Raw genomic sequence first — 17,788 nt, 5'->3', positions numbered from 1 at the left:
ATGTCTGTGCGTTTCGTTATTGACAGTGTGAACCCAGAGTGTGTAGCGGAGAGGGTGGTCGGGCGCGGCAGAGGGTGATAAAGGAAATGGGAGGGCCGGGCGGTGGGGCTGGGCGGGGGCGTTGAGCGCCAAGGATGGCGCGAAACGAGGCCCGCAGGAGCGGCTGTTGCCGTCCCCCGCCCAGCCCCACCGCCCGGCCAATCCCAGTAAACCGCTTCGAGCGACCCCCACGAGGGGCTCCGCCGTTCGCTGCATCCCACGCGGGCACTTGCGACACGCAGAAGTTAGTAGTATTACTACTAACCATGGACACGACGAACCTGACCGAAACCCAGCAGGCCATCCTGCAGCTGATCGCCGAGCGCATCGAATCGGAAGGCGCACCGCCTTCGCAGACCGAAATTGCCCGTGCCTTCGGCTTCAAAGGCGTGCGCGCCGCGCAGTACCACCTGGAAGCGCTGGAAGCGGCCGGTGCCATCCGCCGCGTTCCCGGCCAGGCGCGCGGCATCCGCCTGGTGCAGGCACCCGCGGTGAAGCAGATCGCCGACCCGGCGCTGGACGACAGCGTGCTGCGCCTGCCGGTGCTGGGACGTGTCGCGGCCGGCCTGCCGATCGGCGCGGACATCGGCTCGGACGACTTCGTCGTGCTCGACCGCGTGTTCTTCTCCCCGGCACCGGATTACCTGCTCAAGGTGCAGGGCGATTCGATGATCGACGAGGGCATCTTCGATGGTGACCTGATCGGCGTGCACCGCACCCGCGACGCCCGTACCGGGCAGATCGTGGTGGCGCGCATCGACGAAGAGATCACCGTCAAGCTGCTGAAGATCGGCAAGGACCGTATCCGGCTGCTGCCGCGTAATCCCGATTACGCCCCCATCGAAGTGCTGCCGGACCAGGATTTCGCCATCGAAGGCCTGTACTGCGGCCTGCTGCGACCCAACCGTTGAATGCCCGGGGGCGGCTGCCGCTGACGTCTGCGGCGATAATGTTCGACTTGCCCGGTGCGCGTCTCATCCTGTGCGATGCGCGGCCGCTACAGTCTCCCCCGAACCCGAGTTGACCACGATTAAAAAGATGACCACTTCCCCAAGGACCAAGACGATGGACGAGAACAAGAAGCGTGCCCTGGCCGCCGCCCTGAGCCAGATCGAAAAGCAGTTCGGTAAAGGCTCGGTGATGCGGATGGGCGATCGCGTTGTCGAACCCGTCGAGATCATCCCGACCGGTTCGCTGATGCTGGATATCGCATTGGGCATCGGCGGCCTGCCCAAGGGCCGGGTCGTGGAAATCTATGGTCCGGAGTCCTCGGGCAAGACCACCCTGACGCTGCAGGCCATCGCCGAGTGCCAGAAGAAGGGCGGCACGGCAGCCTTCATCGACGCCGAGCACGCCCTGGACCCGATCTACGCAGCCAAGCTGGGCGTCAATGTCGACGACCTGCTGCTGTCGCAGCCGGATACCGGTGAGCAGGCGCTGGAAATCGCCGACATGCTGGTGCGTTCCAACTCGGTGGACATCGTGGTGGTCGACTCGGTCGCCGCGCTGACCCCGAAGGCCGAAATCGAAGGCGAGATGGGTGACCAGCTGCCGGGTCTGCAGGCCCGCCTGATGAGCCAGGCGCTGCGCAAGCTGACCGGCAACATCAAGCGCTCCAACACCCTGGTCGTGTTCATCAACCAGCTGCGCCACAAGATCGGCGTGATGATGCCGGGCCAGAGCCCGGAAGTGACCACCGGCGGCAATGCACTGAAGTTCTACGCCTCGGTGCGCCTGGACATCCGCCGCATCGGTGCGATCAAGAAGGGCGATGAAATCATCGGCAACCAGACCAAGATCAAGGTCGTCAAGAACAAGCTGGCCCCGCCGTTCAAGCAGGTCATCACCGAGATCCTGTACGGCGAAGGCATCAGCCGCGAGGGCGAGCTGATCGACATGGGCGTGGAAGCCAAGCTGGTCGAGAAAGCCGGCGCCTGGTACAGCTACGGCGAAGAACGCATCGGCCAGGGCAAGGACAACGCCCGCGGTTACCTGCGCGACAACCCCACCGTGGCCCAGCGCCTGGAAGCAGAGCTGCGCGAGAAGTTCCAGCCGGCTGAAGCACCGAAGGAAGCCGGCGACGAAGACGACGCCGACGAAGCGTAAGGCATGCTGTGGGGCAGGGCGGCGCCGTCAGTGACGCCGTCCTGTCCCGCAGGATTTTCACGCCGGTCCAGGGCGTGGCGTCAGGGACGGCGCTGAGTGAAGGATGAGCATGCACGACGAACCCGACGCCCCGCCGGGCGCGAAAAAACGCCGCCGGCCTGAATTGACGCCCCTGCAGCGGGCGCTCGGCCTGCTGGTGCGGCGCGATCATTCGCGCAAGGAGCTGGGCCGCAAACTGGTTGCACGCGGCATCGAGCCCGAGCAGGCGCAGGCGGCGGTCGACCGGCTGACCAGCGAAGGCTGGCAGGACGATGAACGATTCGCTGAATTCCTGGTGCGCAACCGCGCCAATGGCGGCTATGGACCGCGCCACATCCAGGCCGAACTGGGCACCCACGGGCTGGACAGTGAAGCGATAAGTGCCGCGATGGACAGCTACGAGGGCGATTTCCTCGAAAATGCCCGAGACCTGGTGCGCCGCCGGTTTGGCGAGGAAGGGCCGCAGGACCTGCCGCAGCGGCGCAAGGCCGCCGACCTGCTGGCCCGCCGTGGGTTCGATGGCGACACCATCCGCCGTGCCACCCGCTTCGATGCAGAGGACTGAGCGCCGCTGGCCTGTTACCCTTCAAGGTTTCGGAGGTCCGAAACCCGACCCTGGCCAGTGTGGCTGGAGGCGGTGGCGCCTCCGGCACGCAGACTGCCAGCCCCCATGACCGCATCCGCCAAATTCACTACTTCCCAGATCCGCAGCGACTTCCTTGAGTTCTTCAAGGGCAAGGGCCACACCATCGTGCCGTCGGCACCGCTGGTGCCGGGCAACGACCCGACCCTGCTGTTCACCAACTCCGGCATGGTCCAGTTCAAGGACGTGTTCCTGGGCGCGGAAAAGCGCAGCTACGTGCGCGCTGCCGACGTCCAGCGTTGCCTGCGTGCCGGCGGCAAGCACAACGACCTGGACCAGGTGGGGTATACCGCCCGCCACCACACCTTCTTCGAAATGCTGGGCAACTGGTCTTTCGGTGATTACTTCAAGAAGGATGCCATTGCCTGGGCCTGGGAGCTGCTGACCCAGGTCTGGAAGCTGCCGGCCGACCGCCTGCTGGTCACCGTCTACCAGACCGATGACGAAGCCTACGCGCTGTGGCGCGACATGGTCGGCATCCCCGAAGAGCGCATCGTGCGCATCGGCGACAACAAGGGCGCGCCCTATGCGTCGGACAACTTCTGGCAGATGGCCGACACCGGCCCCTGCGGTCCGTGCACGGAGATCTTCTACGACCATGGCGACCACATCGCCGGTGGTCCGCCGGGTTCGCCGGATGAAGACGGCGACCGTTTCATCGAAATCTGGAACCTGGTGTTCATGCAGTTCGATCGCCAGCCCGATGGCAGCCTGGTGCCGCTGCCGGCGCCGTGCGTGGACACCGGCATGGGCCTGGAACGCCTGGCGGCGATCCTGCAGCACGTGCATACCAACTACGAAATCGACCTGTTCCAGGCGCTGATCCGCAAGGCCAGCGAACTGACCGGCATGGCCGACCTGGAGAACAAGTCGCTGCGGGTGATCGCCGACCATATCCGCGCCTGCTCGTTCCTGATCGTCGACGGTGTGCTGCCGTCCAACGAAGGCCGCGGCTACGTGCTGCGCCGGATCATCCGTCGCGCGTTGCGCCACGGCTGGATGCTCGGCGTGCGCCAGCCGTTCTTCAGCAAGCTGGTGCCGACGCTGGTCGAGCAGATGGGCGTGGCCTATCCGGAACTGCCGGCCACCGCCGACACCGTCACCCGCGCCCTGCAGGCCGAAGAAGAACGGTTTGCCGAGACGCTGGACGCCGGTATGAAGATCTTCGAAGACATCGCAGGCAAGGCCAGCAACAACGTCATTCCCGGCGTCGATGCATTCCGCCTGTACGACACCTACGGTTTCCCGCTGGACCTGACCGCCGATATCGCGCGCGAGCGTGACATGACCGTGGACACCGCCGGCTTCGACGTGGCGATGGAACAGCAGCGCGAAACCGCGCGTGCGGCGGGCAAGTTCGGTGGCGGCGTCAGCCTGCCGGCCGACCTGGTCGCGACCCTCAAGCCCACCGTGTTCCTCGGTTACGACGCGCTGCAGGCCGATGGCCTGCGGGTAGTGGCGCTGCTGAAGGACGGTCGTCCGGTGCAGGCCGCCGCCGCCGGTGATGCGGTGATCGTGCTGACCGAACAGACGCCGTTCTACGCCGAATCCGGTGGCCAGGTCGGTGACACCGGCGTGCTGTCGGCCAGTGGCGTGCGCGTGGACGTGACCGAAACGCAGAAATTCGCCGGCCAGTTCCATGGCCATGTCGGTACCCTGGCCGAGGGCAGCCTGAAGATCGGCGACGTGCTCGCCGGTCAGGTCGATGCACAGCGCCGCGGCGCGACCATCCTCAACCACTCCGCCACCCACCTGCTGCACGCCGCCCTGCGCGAAGTGCTGGGCACCCACGTGCAGCAGAAGGGATCGCTGGTGGCGCCGGATCGCCTGCGTTTCGACTTCTCGCATTTCCAGCCGATCAGCGCCGACGAACTGGCGATCATCGAGCGCAAGGTCAACCAGCAGGTGCGCATCAACAACGCCGTGGAAGTGCACAACATGGCGATGCAGGAAGCGCTCGATTTCGGTGCGATGGCGCTGTTCGGTGAAAAGTACGGCGAGAACGTGCGCGTGCTGAAAATGGGCGATTACTCCACCGAACTGTGTGGCGGTACCCATGTGAGCCGTACCGGTGACATCGGCCTGTTCAAGATCACCTCCGAAGGGGGTGTGTCCGCTGGCGTGCGCCGCATCGAAGCAGTCACCGGCCAGGGCGCACTGGATTTCGTCGCGGACGAAGAAGCGCGCCTGTCCGAAGCGGCCCACCTGCTCGGCGGCAGTGCCGGCGACGTGGTGGAAAAGATCCGCACCCAGATCCTGCGCCAGAAGCAGTTGGAGCGTGAACTGGAATCGCTGAAGGCCAAGCTGGCCGCCGGCGCCACCGCGGACCTGTCCAGCCAGGCGCAGGACGTCGCCGGGGTCAAGGTCCTGGTCGCTCGACTGGAAGGCTTTGACGCAAAAGCCCTGCGCGATGCGGTCGATCGCCTCAAGCAGCAGCTCGGTGATGCGGTGATCCTGCTGGCCGGTGCGCAGGACGGGAAGGTCGCGCTGGTTGCTGGCGTGAACGGCAGTGCAATGGGCCGGGTCAAGGCCGGGGAACTGTTGTCCCACATTGCCGGTCAGATCGGGGGCAAGGGCGGTGGTCGTCCCGATCTCGCCCAGGGTGGTGGCGAGGACGGGCCCGCCCTTGCGACTGCCCTGGCTGCGGCGGTCGACTGGGTCCGCCCGCGTCTGGGATGAACCGCAGCCCTTCCGCGCCTTGAAGCTGCGGGAGGGCTGACGGTACCATTGGCAATCTTTTTCCCTTCGTAGTGGGGCGGGCCTTGACGGACCGCCAAGCCGGTGGGGGATACCCTTCCACACGGTTTCATGGAGAATTACCACAATGTTGATCTTGACGCGCCGCGTTGGCGAAACCCTGATGATTGGCGACTCGGTCAGCGTGACCGTGCTCGGCGTCAAGGGAAACCAGGTCCGTATCGGCATCACTGCGCCGAAGGACGTCGCCGTGCATCGCGAGGAAATCTACCAGCGCATCCAGCGCGGTGATGAACCTGCGACCGGCAGTGAAGATTCTGCTGAATAAGGCTTTACCTCCGGCCGCGAAAAAAGCTATTATTCGCGTCCCCGCTGCGGAGTACTTCTCCACCAGCGGTTGCAACACCCCGGAGCGATGCCCGAGCGGCTGAAGGGGCTCCCCTGCTAAGGGAGTATAGGGTCAAAAGCTCTATCGAGGGTTCGAATCCCTCTCGCTCCGCCATATACGAAAACGCCCGCAGATACTGTCTGCGGGCGTTTTTTTTGCTGTTGATGGGGCGGCTGATGGGGCGTCGCCGAGCGTCTGCTGCGTGCGCCGACCATGGGTCGGCGCTACCTCGCCACACAGCCGCCTAGAAGGTGTACGACGCCTGCAGGTAGACCCGGCGCGGCTCGCCCGGGAAGTGGCCATTGCGTTCAATGAAGCCGCTGGCGGCGTAGACCTTGTCGAACACGTTCTTGACGTTGGCCTGCAGCTGCCACTGCTGCCACTGGGTCTTCCAGCTGATATCGAACACGGTGTACGGCTTGACCCGTTGCCCGTCGCGGCTGATCCGCTCGTCCATGTAATCGGCGCCGAAGCCGACCGCCGACTTCAGCGCGGGCAGCTCGTAGCGTGTCCACAGGCCCAGCTTGTTGCGCGGCACGTTGACGAAGCGCCCGCCGGCGGCATCGGTTATGCCGTTGGTGCCGGCTTCGATCACCCGGGCATCGTTGTAGGCGTAGCTCAGGTTCACCACCCAACGCTCGGTCAGGTCGGCGAGCAGGTCCAGCTCGCCGCCCTTGCTGCGCACCAGTCCCAGCGCTTCCATCTGGTTGACGCCGCCAATCACCTCGCCGGTGCTCTGCACGATGTTGCTGCGCTCTATCCGGTAGATCGCGGTGTTGAGCGTCCAGCGGCCGCCGAGCAGGCTTTTCATGCCGATTTCCCACTGCCGGCTGCGCTCCGGATCGAACGGTCCGCCGGCGGCGCGGTCCTGGTTGGCAGCCGCCTGCGGCACGAAGCCGGCCGCCACGTTGGCGTAGACATTCAAGCCTTCGCGCACGACAAAGGTGCTGCCCAGGCGCCAGCTCAGGTCATTGCCCTTCACCGCGGTGCCGGCGACGTTGTCGGTGTCCTTGAAGCCATCCCAGCGCAGGCCGGCCAGCAGCAGCCAACGCGGCGACAGTTCGATTTCATCCTGCAGGTAGGCACCGTAGCGGTCGCTGCGGGTGCGGGTCGTGCGCCACGGCAGGCCATCCAGCCCGTAGTCGCGGTACGAGGTCACGCCGTACACCGGATTGAACAGGTCGATGCCCGGCACCGGTCCGGCGCCTCGCGCCAGGTCGGCGCTGTTGGCGGTCTGCGCACGGAAATCGGCGTCGGTGCGGTAGACATCGGCACCCATCAGCACCTTGTGCGCGATCGCGCCGGTCTGCGTCCGCCACACGGCATTACCGGCGAGGGTGACCGCATCGTTGTCACGGATCTGGTTGCGCAGCTGGCGGGTCATCCATTCGGCCGTCCCGTCGCGGTCGCGGTCGATCAGCCCCATCGGCTCGTGGTAGATCTGGTGCTCGTTGTTCTTGAACCAGCGCGCGGCCAGGTCCACGTCCCAGTTGGCGGCAGGGGCGAAGCGGTACTGCAGCAGCGCGACCTTGGCGTCCATGTCCAGGAAGTCGGTGGACTCGTTGTGGTTCCAGTGGCGGCTGGTCAGGAAGCTGCCGTTGTCATCCACCGGAACGCCGCGCAGGCGGTTGCCGCCAAGCTGCTGGGTGATGTCGGTGAACTGCAGCACCAGCTCGCCGGTGTCACCCACGTCGAAGGCAAGCGACGCATCGGCGATCACGCCGTCGCGGTCGGTGTTCCAGCGCGTGCCGTCTTCGGTTTCGCTGTAGATGCCGGCGCGGTAGCGCACCCGGTCGTGGTCCTTGACCTGCCCGGTGGCTTCGAAGGAGCCCGCGCGGAAGCCGGCATCGCCTGCCTGCAGCCGCAGCGTGCGCCGGGGCAGGGCGCTGGGCTTGCGGGTCACGTAGTTGATCACCCCGCCCGGATCACCGCCGCCGTACAGCGCGCCGGACGGTCCTTTCAGCACTTCCACGCGCTCGATGTTGAACAGCTGCGGCACCGAAAAACCGGCATAGGGATCGCCGCGCAGGCCGTCGTACAGCACGTTGTCCTGGCGGAACCCGCGCAGCGTCGCACTGCCGTAGCTGTAGACGCTCAGTCCGCTGATGCTGCGGTAGAGATCGGTCACCTGGCGCGCGGCCTGGTCGTCGATCAGCTCGCGTGGCAGCACCTGGATCGATTGCGGCACCAACTCCAGCGGCGTATCGGTGCGCGTGCCGACGGCGGCATCGGTGGCTTTGTAGAGGGTCTGGGCGCGGCCAGTGACCTGGACCGAATCGAGTTGGCGCACGGCAGGGTCGGCGGCCAGGCTGGGGTGGCTGGCCAGCAGCATCGCTGCGGCAAGCAGGGTGGGGGTGTGGGGAATATGTCGCACTGTCTCAAATGAGAATAATTAACAAGTGCGATAGATTAGCATCTACAGATCTGCGGTTTTTGCACGGATGTGCTGGGCGCCGCGCCGCCGCCTGACCTGCCGTGCCGCTGCAGGCCACGAGAGGTCAGGCGATGTGGGGCGTTACAGCGCCAGGTCGAACAGCAGCACTTCGGCATCGTTGCCGTTCTCCAGCGTCAGCTGCGCTTCGTCGCGCACCTGCAGTGCATCACCGGCTTCCAGGGTGATGCCGTTGACCTGCAGCTGGCCACGCGCCACCTGCACGTAGGCGCCACGGCCGGCGGCCAGGGTGTGGTGCAGGCGCTGCGCCCCATCCAGGATGGTGGCGAAGATGCGCGCATCCTGGTGGATCAGCAGCGAACCGTCGGCACCGTCCGGCGAGGCGATCAAGCGCAGCTGGCCGCGCTTGGCCTCCGGGCTGAAGTTCGTTTCCTGGTAGGACGGCGCGATGTTCTCCTGGTCCGGGAACAGCCAGATCTGCAGGAAGTGCACGGTCTCATCGGCCGAATGGTTGAACTCGCTGTGGCTCACGCCGCTGCCGGCGCTCATGCGCTGCACATCGCCATAGCGCAGCACCGAGCCGGTGCCCATCGAGTCCTTGTGCTCCAGCGCGCCGCCCAGCACGTAGGAGACGATTTCCATGTTGCTGTGGCTGTGGGTGCCGAAGCCCTGGCCGCCGACGACCTTATCCTCGTTGATCACCCGCAGCGGGCCGAAGCTGGTGTAGCGCGGGTCGTAGTAATTGGCGAAAGAGAAGGTGTGCATGGAGTTCAGCCAGCCATGGTCGGCCTTGCCGCGGGTTGCGCTCTTACGGATCTGGATCATGGTGGTACTCCTTGTTCGATGGTTTCGACGTGGGCCTTGGGGCCGTTTGGCCGGTGGTTTCCCGTTGCGAAGAAGTATCCGCTTGCCCTGGCGCTTTGAAAAACGGATAGTTTTGCAAGCCATCATCGAAATTTTCGAATGCTCAAGCTCAGCCTCGACGCCCTGCAGATTCTGGATGCCATAGACCGCCGGGGCTCGTTCGCCGCCGCCGGCAAGGCCCTGCACAAGGTGCCTTCGACCATTTCCTACACCGTGGCCAAGCTGGAAGAGGACCTGGGCGTGCAGCTGTTCGACCGGGTCGGGCCGCGCGCGGAAATGACCCCTGCCGGCCGCGCCCTGCTGGATGAGGGCCGCCACCTGTTGCGGGCCGCGCGCGAGCTGGAGCTGCGGGTGCGCCGGGTGGCCTCCGGCTGGGAGGCCGAACTCACTCTGGCGGTGGATTCGATGTTTCCGACCTGGTTGCTGGGCGCGGATATCCGGGCGTTCCGTGACGTCGCCGCGCAGACCCGCCTGCGGCTGATCGGCGAGGCCCTGTCGGGCACCTGGGAGGCATTGCTGGATCGCCGCGCGGACCTGCTGGTGGGCGCGGCGGGCGAGGGCCCCAGTGGCGGTGGCTACGTGGTGGAACCGCTGGGCAGCGTTGAGTTCGTGTTCGCCATCGCGCCGGGTCATCCGTTGGCGGCGATGCCGGGGGTGCTGCGCCGCGAGCAACTGGTGGAACACTGCGCGATCGCCGTTTCCGATTCGGCGCGACGGCTGTTGCCGCGTACGGTAGGCCTGCTGATGGGGCAGGAAACCCTCAGCGTGCCGGACATGGCCAGCAAGTTGCGGCTGCAGCGCGAGGGAATTGGATTCGGTTTCCTGCCGGCGCCGTGCGCGCGTGCGGCGGTGGAACGTGGCGAACTGGTGATCCGCGAGGTCGAAGAGCACAAGCCGGAAGAGACCTTCTGGCTGGCGTGGCGCACCGGCGAGGAGGGCGCCGCCCTGCGCTGGTGGCGCGAGCGCCTGCGCATGCCGGGCACGCTGGAAGCGTGGTGGAGCGCGATGCGCTGACCCGGTAGCGCCGACCCATGGTCGGCGAGCGCAGCGGTAGGAGGCGCATGCATGAAAAAACAGCAGGCCAAGGCCTGCGCATGCATAAAAAAACAGCAGGCCAAGGCCTGCGCATGCATAAAAAAACAGCAGGCCAAGGCCTGCTGTTTCTTCAAATAATGGTGCGCCCGGAGAGATTCGAACTCCCGACCGCCTGGTTCGTAGCCAGGTACTCTATCCAACTGAGCTACGGGCGCACGGTGTACTGCCTTTTACTGCTGCATCAACGGCGGCGTTGATGATCGCGTCACTGGTGCGCCCGGAGAGATTCGAACTCCCGACCGCCTGGTTCGTAGCCAGGTACTCTATCCAACTGAGCTACGGGCGCATGTGACAGCGATTTTTTTGTTACTCACACCAACGGCGGGTTGGTGTTCCTGTTGATGGTGCGCCCGGAGAGATTCGAACTCCCGACCGCCTGGTTCGTAGCCAGGTACTCTATCCAACTGAGCTACGGGCGCCCTGCAACAGGAGCGGAATTATGCGGATTACCGCTGCATCCGTCAACGCCTTTGTGAAGAATTTCAGTCAAATGAACGCAGCAGCGCCTCTGCAACGGGCTCCGGCGCCTGCATCCAGTGGAAGTGATCGGCCCGAACGCGAAGGGTCGCGGCATCCAGCACGACGGTGGTCGCCTGCACCCGCGGTAACTTGGCCAGCAGGGCCTGCATCGACCCCGTCGGCGCCAGCCAATCATGGGCCATCACCACCGCGCGGGCACGCCCTTGCACCTGGCGCAGCTGGCCTTCGAGGTCTTCGTGCAGGCCGACGGCGGCGTAGCGGTTGCTCAGGCCGACGCGGGACCAATCCCGGATCAGGCCGCGTGCTTCGTTGCCGCCAAAGCCCAGCCGTCGGCCGGGCAGCGCGCCGTTGCGGCGCGCCAGCCATGGCAGGAAGCGGTACGCCAGCGGCAACAGCCAGCCGCGCGGGGCCGGGAAGCAGCGCCACCACGGCGTTCCGCTGGCCACCAGCCACAGCTGCCGGAAGCGGGCCGGGACGCGGCCGGCATGCAGGCACGCCACCTGCCCACCCAGGCTGTGGCCGCCGATGATCCAGGGCAGCGCGCCGTCGCGTTGGTCATGCAGGGCGAGCAGTTGCTGGCTGGCCGGCAGGTCGAATTCGAGGATTTCCCGGTAGCCCCAGTCCTGCGCGCGCGAAGCGCGCAGCGTGCTGCTGCCGTTGCCGCGCCACTCATGCAGGTAGACCGCGATGCCCTGCGCGGCCAGCGCCTGCGCCAAGGGCAGGTAATGGCGCGCAGCCACGCCCAGCGCAGGCAGCCACAGCAGCCGTGCACGCGGCTGCGCGGGCAGGCAGTGCAGCAGGGCAAAGGCATGTCCGTCGGCCGCCTGCAGCGGCGTGCTGGGCGCGTCGCCGGTCATGCGTGGGAGGCAGCGCCGAAGTGGTCCAGCACCAGCACCGTGCTGCGACCGGGGGCATAGCCCTGCTGCAGCCCGCGCGCTACGTAATCGATGGCGGCCTCGCAGGCATTGGCCAAGCTCAGCCCGTTGCACAGCTGGGCGGCAATCGCCGATGCCAGCGTACAGCCGGTGCCGTGCGCGTCCACCGGCAGCCGGGCATGCATGAAGGTTTCGCTGCTGACGCCGTCGAAGAAGCGGTCGATGACCCGGTTGCCCTCCTGCAGGTGGCCGCCCTTGAGCAGCACCGCGCCTGCGCCCAGGTCCAGCAGCATGGCGGCAGCGTGTTCGGCATCGTCGCCATCCAGGATGCGCCGGCCGACCAGCAGCTCGGCTTCCGGGGTATTCGGGGTGACCAGCGTGGCCAGCGGCAGCAGGCGCGTACGCAGCGCCTCCAGCGCGCTGTCTTCCAGCAGGCGCGCGCCGCTGGTGGCGATCATCACCGGATCCAGCACGATGTGGGGAGGGCGGTGTTTTTCCAGCGCATCGGCCACGCAGTGGATCACCTCGGCGTTGGCCAACATGCCCAGCTTGACCGCGTGGACATCGAAATCATCGAAGCAGGCGGCGATCTGGGCCTGCAGGAACGCGATCGGCGGCACATGCACGGCGGTGACGCCGCGGGTGTTCTGCGCGGTCAGCGCGGCGATCGCCGAAAGGCCATGCACGCGGTGGGCGGCAAAGGCTTTCAGGTCGGCCTGGATGCCGGCACCACCGCCGGAATCGGATCCGGCGATGGTGAGGGCGGAAGCGGGTGTATTCGGGCTCATGGGCCGATTGTAGGGCCCCGCCATGCCCGCCGGTTCGTCATCGTCTGCCGCTAGCCCTGTTTGCCCCCGTTGGCATGGAATTCGGAGAACGTGCCGAGCTTCGGATCGAACACCGCGCCCCAGAACATCGCGCCGCCATCGCAGGCACGCATCGCTTCGCGCGCCGGGTTGATGCCGCTGCCGTCAGGCAGCCTGAACGCATTGACGTAGATCAGCTCGCGGCCGTCGGCTTCGATGCCCACGTACTGCCGGTCGAAGTCCTGCGGCGCGCTTACCTGGCCTGCCAATTGCTGAAGTTGGGCCTCCAGCTGCTCGATCTGCACGCGGCTGGGCGCCCAGTAGCCGGTGATCCGGCCGGCATCGCGCCCCGGGCTGGGGCGCGAGCAGGTGTCGAGCACCTGCGCGGCCACCACCGGACGGGTCACGACCCACGACTGTCCGGTCTTCACTGCAGTGGGGATGCTGGGCGGGCCCTGCACGGTGCTGCAGGCGCCCAGCAGGGCGCCCGCAGCCAGTGGCAACAGCCGTTGCGTCAATCGGTTCACAACACCTCCGATGCGTAATCGGCCAGGCGTGAACGTTCGCCCCGGCGCAGCGTGATGTGCGCGCTGTGCGGCCAGTTCTTGAAGCGGTCCACCGCATAGGTGAGACCAGACGTGGTTTCGGTCAGGTAGGGCGTGTCGATCTGCTCCACGTTGCCCAGGCAGACGATCTTGGTGCCTGGACCGGCGCGAGTGATCAGCGTCTTCATCTGCTTCGGGGTGAGGTTCTGCGCTTCGTCCAGGATCAGGTAACGCGACAGGAACGTGCGTCCGCGCATGAAGTTCATCGAACGGATCTTGATCCGGCTGGCCAGCAGGTCGTTGGTCGCCGCACGCCCCCACGAGCCGCCTTCCTGGGGTTGGGTCAGCACTTCCAGGTTGTCGGTCAGCGCGCCCATCCACGGCGTCATTTTTTCTTCTTCGGTACCGGGCAGGAAGCCGATGTCCTCGCCCACGCTGACCGTGGCGCGGGTCATGATGATTTCCCGGTAGCGCTGCTGGTCCAGCGTCTGCGCCAGGCCGGCAGCCAGTGCCAGCAGGGTCTTGCCGGTGCCGGCGGTGCCGAGCAGGGTGACGAAGTCGATGTCCGGATCCATCAGCGCGTTGAGCGCGAAATTCTGCTCGCGGTTGCGCGCGCTGATACCCCAGACCGCATGGCTGCCGTGGCGGAAATCATCCACCAGTGCCAGGTTGACCGTGTCGCCGGTGACCTTGCTGACGCGCAGCTCCACCTCGTCGTCGCCGGGCAGGTAGACGTACTGGTTGGGATACCAGTCTTCGTCTTCGTGCGCTTCCACTTCGTAGTGCGAACGGCCCTTGTCGCTCCAGCTGCGCAGGTCGGTGGCGTGGCGCTTCCAGAAGTCTTCCGGCAGTTCGGTGGCGCCGGTATACAGCAGGCTGAAATCATCCAGCGCGCGGTCGTTCTCATAGTCTTCGGACACGATCCCGGCGATGGCCGCCTTGATCCGCAGGTTGATGTCCTTGGACACGAACACCACCGGCACGTCCGGTGATTCCTCCTGCAGCGCCAGGATCGCGCCGAGGATGGCGTTGTCCGGGATGACCTTGCCGAAGCTCTTGCCGGCGTCGAAGTGGCTGGTCTGGAAGCGCAGTTTGCCGGCGCTGTGCACGCCGCGCAGCTGCAGGCCGTTCGGTCGCTGCAGCGGGATGCCTTCGGCCAGGTTGTCCAGCCCGGACGCCTGTACCAGTTCATTGAGGAAACGGCTTACCTGGCGGGCGTTGCGGCTCGCTTCGGAGGTGCCCTTCTTGCCATTGTCCAGCTCTTCGATCACCTGCATCGGCAGGTAGACATCGTGCTCCTCGAATTTGAACAGCGCGGTGGGATCGTGCATCAGCACATTGGTATCCAGCACGTAGATGCGCTTGCCTCGGGTCATCATCGGTTCCTGGTGGACGGGCAGGGGAAAACCACCCCGGCCTGCACGCGGGCAGGGAGGTGGCAGACGAAGTAGGCGATGGGAGTCACTGTGCTTGGGCGGCCTTCAGTGCGTCGAGCACCGCATCGGCATGACCGGCAACCTTCAACTTGCGCCAGGACTGCACGATGCGGCTTTGCGGGGAAACCAGGAAGGTGCTGCGTTCGATGCCGCGCACCTGCTTGCCGTACATGTTCTTCAGCTTGATCACATCGAAGGCGCTGCAGAGCGCCTCGTCGCTGTCACTGACCAGCGGGAAGCCGAATCCCTGCTTGGCGCAGAAGTTGTCATGCGATTTCACCGAGTCGCGCGAGACGCCGAGCACCACCGCGCCGGCCTGCTCGAACTGCGGCAGCAGGGCATTGAAATCGAGGCCTTCGGTGGTGCAGCCCGGGGTGCTGTCCTTGGGGTAGAAGTACAACACCAGCCACTGGCCGGCGAAGTCGCCGAGGGAGGCGTGGGCGCCGCCGGACAATGCCAGCGGGAGGGACAGGGTAGTGCGGTCCAGGGTGTCGCCGTTGTTCATGTGTTCCTTGCAGAGCCTGGGGTGGAGCCTTCATCGAGCACGCTCGACGCTACTACATTTGCATGAAACATCGCACACCCGTGACGGGTGTGCGAAAAACCGTCAGAACTTCATCGGGTCCATGATCGCGTCCAGGTTCAGGTGGTCGCAGAACTCGAGGAAATCATCGCGCAGCGCGGCGATGTGCATGTTCGCCGGTACGCCGATGGTGACCTGCGCGCTGAACATTTCCGCGCCGGTCTGCATGGCGCGGTAGCGCGTGCTCTGCAGGCTTTCGATGGTGATGCCCTGGCGGTCGAAGAAATCGGCCAGCTGGAACAGGATGCCCGGCTTGTCGGCGGCGATCACTTCCACGATGTAGGGCAGCAGGTTGGACTGCGCCTGCTTGGCTTCAGTGCGGTACCAGACCAGCTTGAGGCCTTCCTCGCGCTCCAGCCGGGTCAGCATGGCCTCCAGTTTGGCCACCGAATCCCAGGAGCCGGTAGCCAGCGCGGTGACCGACACATCGCGGCCCACGGTGGACAGGCGTGCGTCCACCAGGTTGCAGCCGCTGTCGGCGATGCGGCGGGTGACAGGCAGCAGGGGGGACTCCGGATGCGTCGTGTAGGCGTTGATCAGGAGATGGTTTTCGCTGGGCGAAGGGCGCGGGGTGGTGTCGGTCAAGGCGATTCCGGGTAATGCGTGCGTGAGTCTGAATGCCCCCAACGGGCGGGGATTCACCGGCGTCCAGCATACTTGCCCGCGCTTTCGCGCCGCAAGTAACATGCATGACGGCCGGGACTCCCTGCCGCCCGTTTCTCCCCCCTACAGCCACGAGCAGCACGCCTTGTCCCTTTCCGGCCTCATCACCGCGCTGGCGACCCCCTTCCGGGCCGACGGCTCCCTCGACACCGATGGTTGGCAGCGCCTGCTGCACCTGCAGCTGGAAGGAGGGGTGCGCGGCGTGGTCGTGGCCGGCTCCACCGGCGAAGCGGCCACCCTGTCCGACGCGGAATACGACCAGCTGCTGGCCAGCGCGGTCGAGCGCATCGCCGGCCGCGTGCCGGTGCTGGCCGGTACCGGCCTGTCCGGCACCGCCAAGACCATCGAACAGACCCGTCGCGCCGCCGCCGCCGGGGCGACCCACGCGCTGGTGGTGACCCCCCCCTACGTGCGTCCGACCCAGGCGGGGCTGATCGCCCACTACCGCGCCGTGGCCGACCACGGCGGCCTGCCGGTGGTGCTGTACAACGTGCCCGGCCGCACCGGCTGCGACATGCTGCCGGAAACGGTGGCCGAACTGGCCGCGCATCCGAACATCGTCGGCATCAAGGAAGCGGTGGGTGACAACGGCCGGGTGAAGGCGCTGCTGGCGCTGCGCGGCGACGACTTCGCCATCCTCAGCGGCGATGACGGCACCGCCGCGCGCTCGATCCAGGCCGGCATGGATGGCCTGATATCGGTGGGCTCCAACGCGCTGCCCGGTGCCTACCGCCGGATGTGCGAACTTGCCGCCGCCCATGATCACGATGCGACCGAAAGCTGGGACGCGCGCCTGCAGCCGTTCCATGACTTCTGTGGTGTCGAACCGAATCCGATCCCGGTCAAGGCGTTGTTGCGCCGGATCGGCATCGGCCATGACCTGCGCCTGCCGTTGCTGCCGCTGTCGGCAGCACACCAGCCCGCGGCCGAACATCTGGCCGGCGACATCGCCGCGCTCGAAGCCCTTTCCAGCCACTGACCCCCTCGTGGCGTTCCAGGAGATTCCCATGCGTCAATCCGTTTCCACCTTCCGCGTGCTGTCCATCGCCATCCTTGCCCTGGGCACCGTCGTGGCCACCACCGGCTGCTTCAAGAAGGGTGCGCGCGGCGATTACGCGCTGGCCCCGGACGTGCGCCCGCTGGAAGTCCCGCCGGACCTGACCGCACCGGCCGGTGCCGGCAAGGCGTCCACCACCGGTGAAACCGGTTCGGTGCTGGCCTCGCAGGCTTCGCGTCCGGCCCCGGCTGCTGCTGCCCCGGGCCAGGCCCCGGCCGCGCCGGCCAACAACCCGTCCGGCTTCAATGTCACCGCGGGCAAGGACCAGGCGTTCACCGACGTCGGCACCGCCCTGGAAGCCATCGACGGGCTGACCATCGCCACCCGTGCCCAGCTGCTGGGTTCCTACGACGTGGCCTTCGAAGGCAGCAACTTCCTGGTCCGCGTGGTCGCGGTCAACGGCGGCTCCTATGTGTCGGCGGTGGATCCGCGCGGCCTGCCGGCTACCGCCGATGCGCCGGTCAAGCTGATCGCTGCGCTGAAGGCCAAGCTGGCGCCGTAACGGGCCATGCCCGGTTGCGCCGAGCGGTGCTCGGCGTCACCTGCAGCACCAACGAAAAAGGGCGCCCGAGGGCGCCCTTTTTCGTTGCGGTGCGCGCGGTTCAGCGCTCCAGCAGCGGCAGTTTGTCCGGCTTGCCATCCCAGTCGCCGGCGTCGGCGGGCGGGTCCTTGCGCACGGTCAGCACCGGCCATTCCTTCGCCAGTTCCGCGTTCAGGGCGACGAATGCTTCCTGGCCGGCCGGGACGTCGTCTTCGGGGAAGATCGCGTTGACCGGGCATTCGGGCTCGCACAGGGTGCAGTCGATGCACTCATCCGGGTCGATCACCAGGAAGTTGGGACCTTCGTGGAAGCAATCCACGGGGCACACTTCCACGCAATCGGTGTGCTTGCACTTGATGCAGTTTTCAGTGACGACAAAGGGCATGGGGGGAGGCAGATCCGTCTTTCAAGCCGCTAATTCTAGAACAGGTTGGGGTGGGGGTGTTCGAACGGGTGCAACCCCATCGCGGCTGGCGGGAGCGGTGTCCTTGCCGGTTTCGGCGTTCGCGGCGAGCCGGTGGGGTCTGCAGGACACGCCG

The 17,788-nt window shown here is 66.2% G+C and carries 17 protein-coding genes and 4 tRNA genes; 9 read left to right on the top strand and 12 right to left on the bottom strand.

Features of this window, described 5'->3' with window-relative positions:
• The first annotated feature begins 305 nt into the window (after positions 1–305).
• The 6 genes from lexA (at position 306) to ABB28_RS11800 (ending at position 6,026) form a co-directional block, all read left to right on the top strand.
• Positions 306–950: a transcriptional repressor LexA gene (gene lexA, locus ABB28_RS11825; protein WP_057508824.1), complete on the top strand. Its 645-nt coding sequence runs from the start codon at positions 306–308 to the stop codon at positions 948–950.
• Positions 951–1,104: 154 nt separating this feature from the next.
• Positions 1,105–2,145, top strand: coding sequence for a recombinase RecA (gene recA, locus ABB28_RS11820; protein ID WP_057508823.1), 1,041 nt, complete (start codon positions 1,105–1,107; stop codon positions 2,143–2,145).
• A gap of 109 nt (positions 2,146–2,254) precedes the next feature.
• Positions 2,255–2,749 carry a recombination regulator RecX gene (recX, locus tag ABB28_RS11815; RefSeq protein ID WP_057508822.1) on the top strand — a complete coding sequence of 165 codons (495 nt, stop codon included), beginning with the start codon at positions 2,255–2,257 and terminating at the stop codon, positions 2,747–2,749.
• Between the two features lie 105 nt (positions 2,750–2,854).
• Positions 2,855–5,506: an alanine--tRNA ligase gene (alaS, locus tag ABB28_RS11810; RefSeq protein WP_057508821.1), complete on the top strand. Its 2,652-nt coding sequence runs from the start codon at positions 2,855–2,857 to the stop codon at positions 5,504–5,506.
• 145 nt (positions 5,507–5,651) lie between these two features.
• On the top strand, positions 5,652–5,852 hold the full coding sequence (gene csrA / locus ABB28_RS11805) for a carbon storage regulator CsrA (RefSeq protein ID WP_057508820.1): 201 nt from the start codon (positions 5,652–5,654) through the stop codon (positions 5,850–5,852).
• An 81-nt stretch (positions 5,853–5,933) separates the two neighbouring features.
• Positions 5,934–6,026 (top strand) — tRNA-Ser (locus tag ABB28_RS11800).
• A 130-nt stretch (positions 6,027–6,156) separates the two neighbouring features.
• Here the strand turns inward: ABB28_RS11800 and ABB28_RS11795 are convergent.
• Both ABB28_RS11795 and ABB28_RS11790 read right to left on the bottom strand, forming a co-directional pair.
• A complete protein-coding gene (locus ABB28_RS11795) occupies positions 6,157–8,244 on the bottom strand; it encodes a TonB-dependent siderophore receptor (protein WP_057508819.1) in 2,088 nt (695 codons plus the stop codon).
• A 183-nt stretch (positions 8,245–8,427) separates the two neighbouring features.
• Complete coding sequence (locus ABB28_RS11790; protein ID WP_057508818.1) at positions 8,428–9,129, bottom strand: pirin family protein; 702 nt, start codon at positions 9,127–9,129, stop codon at positions 8,428–8,430.
• A 138-nt stretch (positions 9,130–9,267) separates the two neighbouring features.
• Between ABB28_RS11790 and ABB28_RS11785 the strand changes: the two genes are divergently transcribed.
• Entirely contained in the window at positions 9,268–10,182 is a 915-nt protein-coding gene (locus ABB28_RS11785) for a LysR family transcriptional regulator (RefSeq protein WP_057508817.1), read from the top strand.
• Between the two features lie 159 nt (positions 10,183–10,341).
• On the opposite strand, the gene ABB28_RS11780 is transcribed toward ABB28_RS11785, so the two are convergent.
• From ABB28_RS11780 to ABB28_RS11740, 9 genes are all read right to left on the bottom strand, one after another.
• Positions 10,342–10,418, bottom strand: a tRNA-Arg gene (locus ABB28_RS11780).
• A gap of 54 nt (positions 10,419–10,472) precedes the next feature.
• Positions 10,473–10,549: transfer RNA gene (locus ABB28_RS11775), tRNA-Arg, on the bottom strand.
• Positions 10,550–10,605: 56 nt separating this feature from the next.
• Positions 10,606–10,682 (bottom strand) — tRNA-Arg (locus ABB28_RS11770).
• Between the two features lie 63 nt (positions 10,683–10,745).
• The gene (locus ABB28_RS11765) at positions 10,746–11,600 is read right to left on the bottom strand and encodes an alpha/beta hydrolase family protein (RefSeq protein ID WP_057508816.1); all 855 of its coding nucleotides are present in this window, start codon (positions 11,598–11,600) and stop codon (positions 10,746–10,748) included.
• The gene (gene thiD / locus ABB28_RS11760; protein ID WP_057508815.1) at positions 11,597–12,406 is read right to left on the bottom strand and encodes a bifunctional hydroxymethylpyrimidine kinase/phosphomethylpyrimidine kinase; all 810 of its coding nucleotides are present in this window, start codon (positions 12,404–12,406) and stop codon (positions 11,597–11,599) included. Before thiD ends, ABB28_RS11765 begins: the two co-directional genes overlap by 4 nt.
• Before the next feature lie 50 nt (positions 12,407–12,456).
• A complete protein-coding gene (locus ABB28_RS11755) occupies positions 12,457–12,951 on the bottom strand; it encodes a hypothetical protein (protein WP_057508814.1) in 495 nt (164 codons plus the stop codon).
• On the bottom strand, positions 12,948–14,345 hold the full coding sequence (locus ABB28_RS11750; RefSeq protein ID WP_057508813.1) for a PhoH family protein: 1,398 nt from the start codon (positions 14,343–14,345) through the stop codon (positions 12,948–12,950). The genes ABB28_RS11755 and ABB28_RS11750 overlap by 4 nt, the downstream gene beginning before the upstream one ends.
• Before the next feature lie 85 nt (positions 14,346–14,430).
• Positions 14,431–14,910, bottom strand: a complete 480-nt coding sequence (locus tag ABB28_RS11745) for a peroxiredoxin (RefSeq protein WP_057508812.1) — start codon at positions 14,908–14,910, stop codon at positions 14,431–14,433.
• A gap of 102 nt (positions 14,911–15,012) precedes the next feature.
• Positions 15,013–15,573, bottom strand: coding sequence for a glycine cleavage system transcriptional repressor (locus tag ABB28_RS11740; protein ID WP_042615184.1), 561 nt, complete (start codon positions 15,571–15,573; stop codon positions 15,013–15,015).
• A 163-nt stretch (positions 15,574–15,736) separates the two neighbouring features.
• Here ABB28_RS11740 and dapA point away from each other — a divergent pair, with 163 nt between their 5' ends.
• On the top strand, positions 15,737–16,630 hold the full coding sequence (dapA, locus tag ABB28_RS11735; protein ID WP_057508811.1) for a 4-hydroxy-tetrahydrodipicolinate synthase: 894 nt from the start codon (positions 15,737–15,739) through the stop codon (positions 16,628–16,630).
• A 28-nt stretch (positions 16,631–16,658) separates the two neighbouring features.
• The gene (locus ABB28_RS11730) at positions 16,659–17,210 is read left to right on the top strand and encodes a hypothetical protein (protein WP_057508810.1); all 552 of its coding nucleotides are present in this window, start codon (positions 16,659–16,661) and stop codon (positions 17,208–17,210) included.
• A gap of 100 nt (positions 17,211–17,310) precedes the next feature.
• Here the strand turns inward: ABB28_RS11730 and fdxA are convergent, their stop codons facing one another.
• On the bottom strand, positions 17,311–17,634 hold the full coding sequence (fdxA, locus tag ABB28_RS11725; RefSeq protein ID WP_057508809.1) for a ferredoxin FdxA: 324 nt from the start codon (positions 17,632–17,634) through the stop codon (positions 17,311–17,313).
• Positions 17,635–17,788 lie beyond the last annotated feature (154 nt).

The sequence above is a fragment of the Stenotrophomonas chelatiphaga genome (assembly GCF_001431535.1).
In the GTDB taxonomy this organism is placed as follows: Bacteria; Pseudomonadota; Gammaproteobacteria; order Xanthomonadales; family Xanthomonadaceae; genus Stenotrophomonas; species Stenotrophomonas chelatiphaga.
This window is presented reverse-complemented; position numbering and strand designations above follow the sequence as displayed.

Bases quoted from the DNA above. Each gene is read 5' to 3' on its own strand.
- lexA (WP_057508824.1), top strand. From the start codon at position 306: ATGGACACGACGAACCTGACCGAAACCCAGCAGGCCATCCTGCAGCTG.
- recA (WP_057508823.1), top strand. From the start codon at position 1,105: ATGGACGAGAACAAGAAGCGTGCCCTGGCCGCCGCCCTGAGCCAGATC.
- recX (WP_057508822.1), top strand. From the start codon at position 2,255: ATGCACGACGAACCCGACGCCCCGCCGGGCGCGAAAAAACGCCGCCGG.
- alaS (WP_057508821.1), top strand. From the start codon at position 2,855: ATGACCGCATCCGCCAAATTCACTACTTCCCAGATCCGCAGCGACTTC.
- csrA (WP_057508820.1), top strand. From the start codon at position 5,652: ATGTTGATCTTGACGCGCCGCGTTGGCGAAACCCTGATGATTGGCGAC.
- ABB28_RS11795 (WP_057508819.1), bottom strand. From the start codon at position 8,244: ATGCTGCTGGCCAGCCACCCCAGCCTGGCCGCCGACCCTGCCGTGCGC.
- ABB28_RS11790 (WP_057508818.1), bottom strand. From the start codon at position 9,129: ATGATCCAGATCCGTAAGAGCGCAACCCGCGGCAAGGCCGACCATGGC.
- ABB28_RS11785 (WP_057508817.1), top strand. From the start codon at position 9,268: ATGCTCAAGCTCAGCCTCGACGCCCTGCAGATTCTGGATGCCATAGAC.
- ABB28_RS11765 (WP_057508816.1), bottom strand. From the start codon at position 11,600: ATGACCGGCGACGCGCCCAGCACGCCGCTGCAGGCGGCCGACGGACAT.
- thiD (WP_057508815.1), bottom strand. From the start codon at position 12,406: ATGAGCCCGAATACACCCGCTTCCGCCCTCACCATCGCCGGATCCGAT.
- ABB28_RS11750 (WP_057508813.1), bottom strand. From the start codon at position 14,345: ATGACCCGAGGCAAGCGCATCTACGTGCTGGATACCAATGTGCTGATG.
- ABB28_RS11745 (WP_057508812.1), bottom strand. From the start codon at position 14,910: ATGAACAACGGCGACACCCTGGACCGCACTACCCTGTCCCTCCCGCTG.
- ABB28_RS11730 (WP_057508810.1), top strand. From the start codon at position 16,659: ATGCGTCAATCCGTTTCCACCTTCCGCGTGCTGTCCATCGCCATCCTT.
- fdxA (WP_057508809.1), bottom strand. From the start codon at position 17,634: ATGCCCTTTGTCGTCACTGAAAACTGCATCAAGTGCAAGCACACCGAT.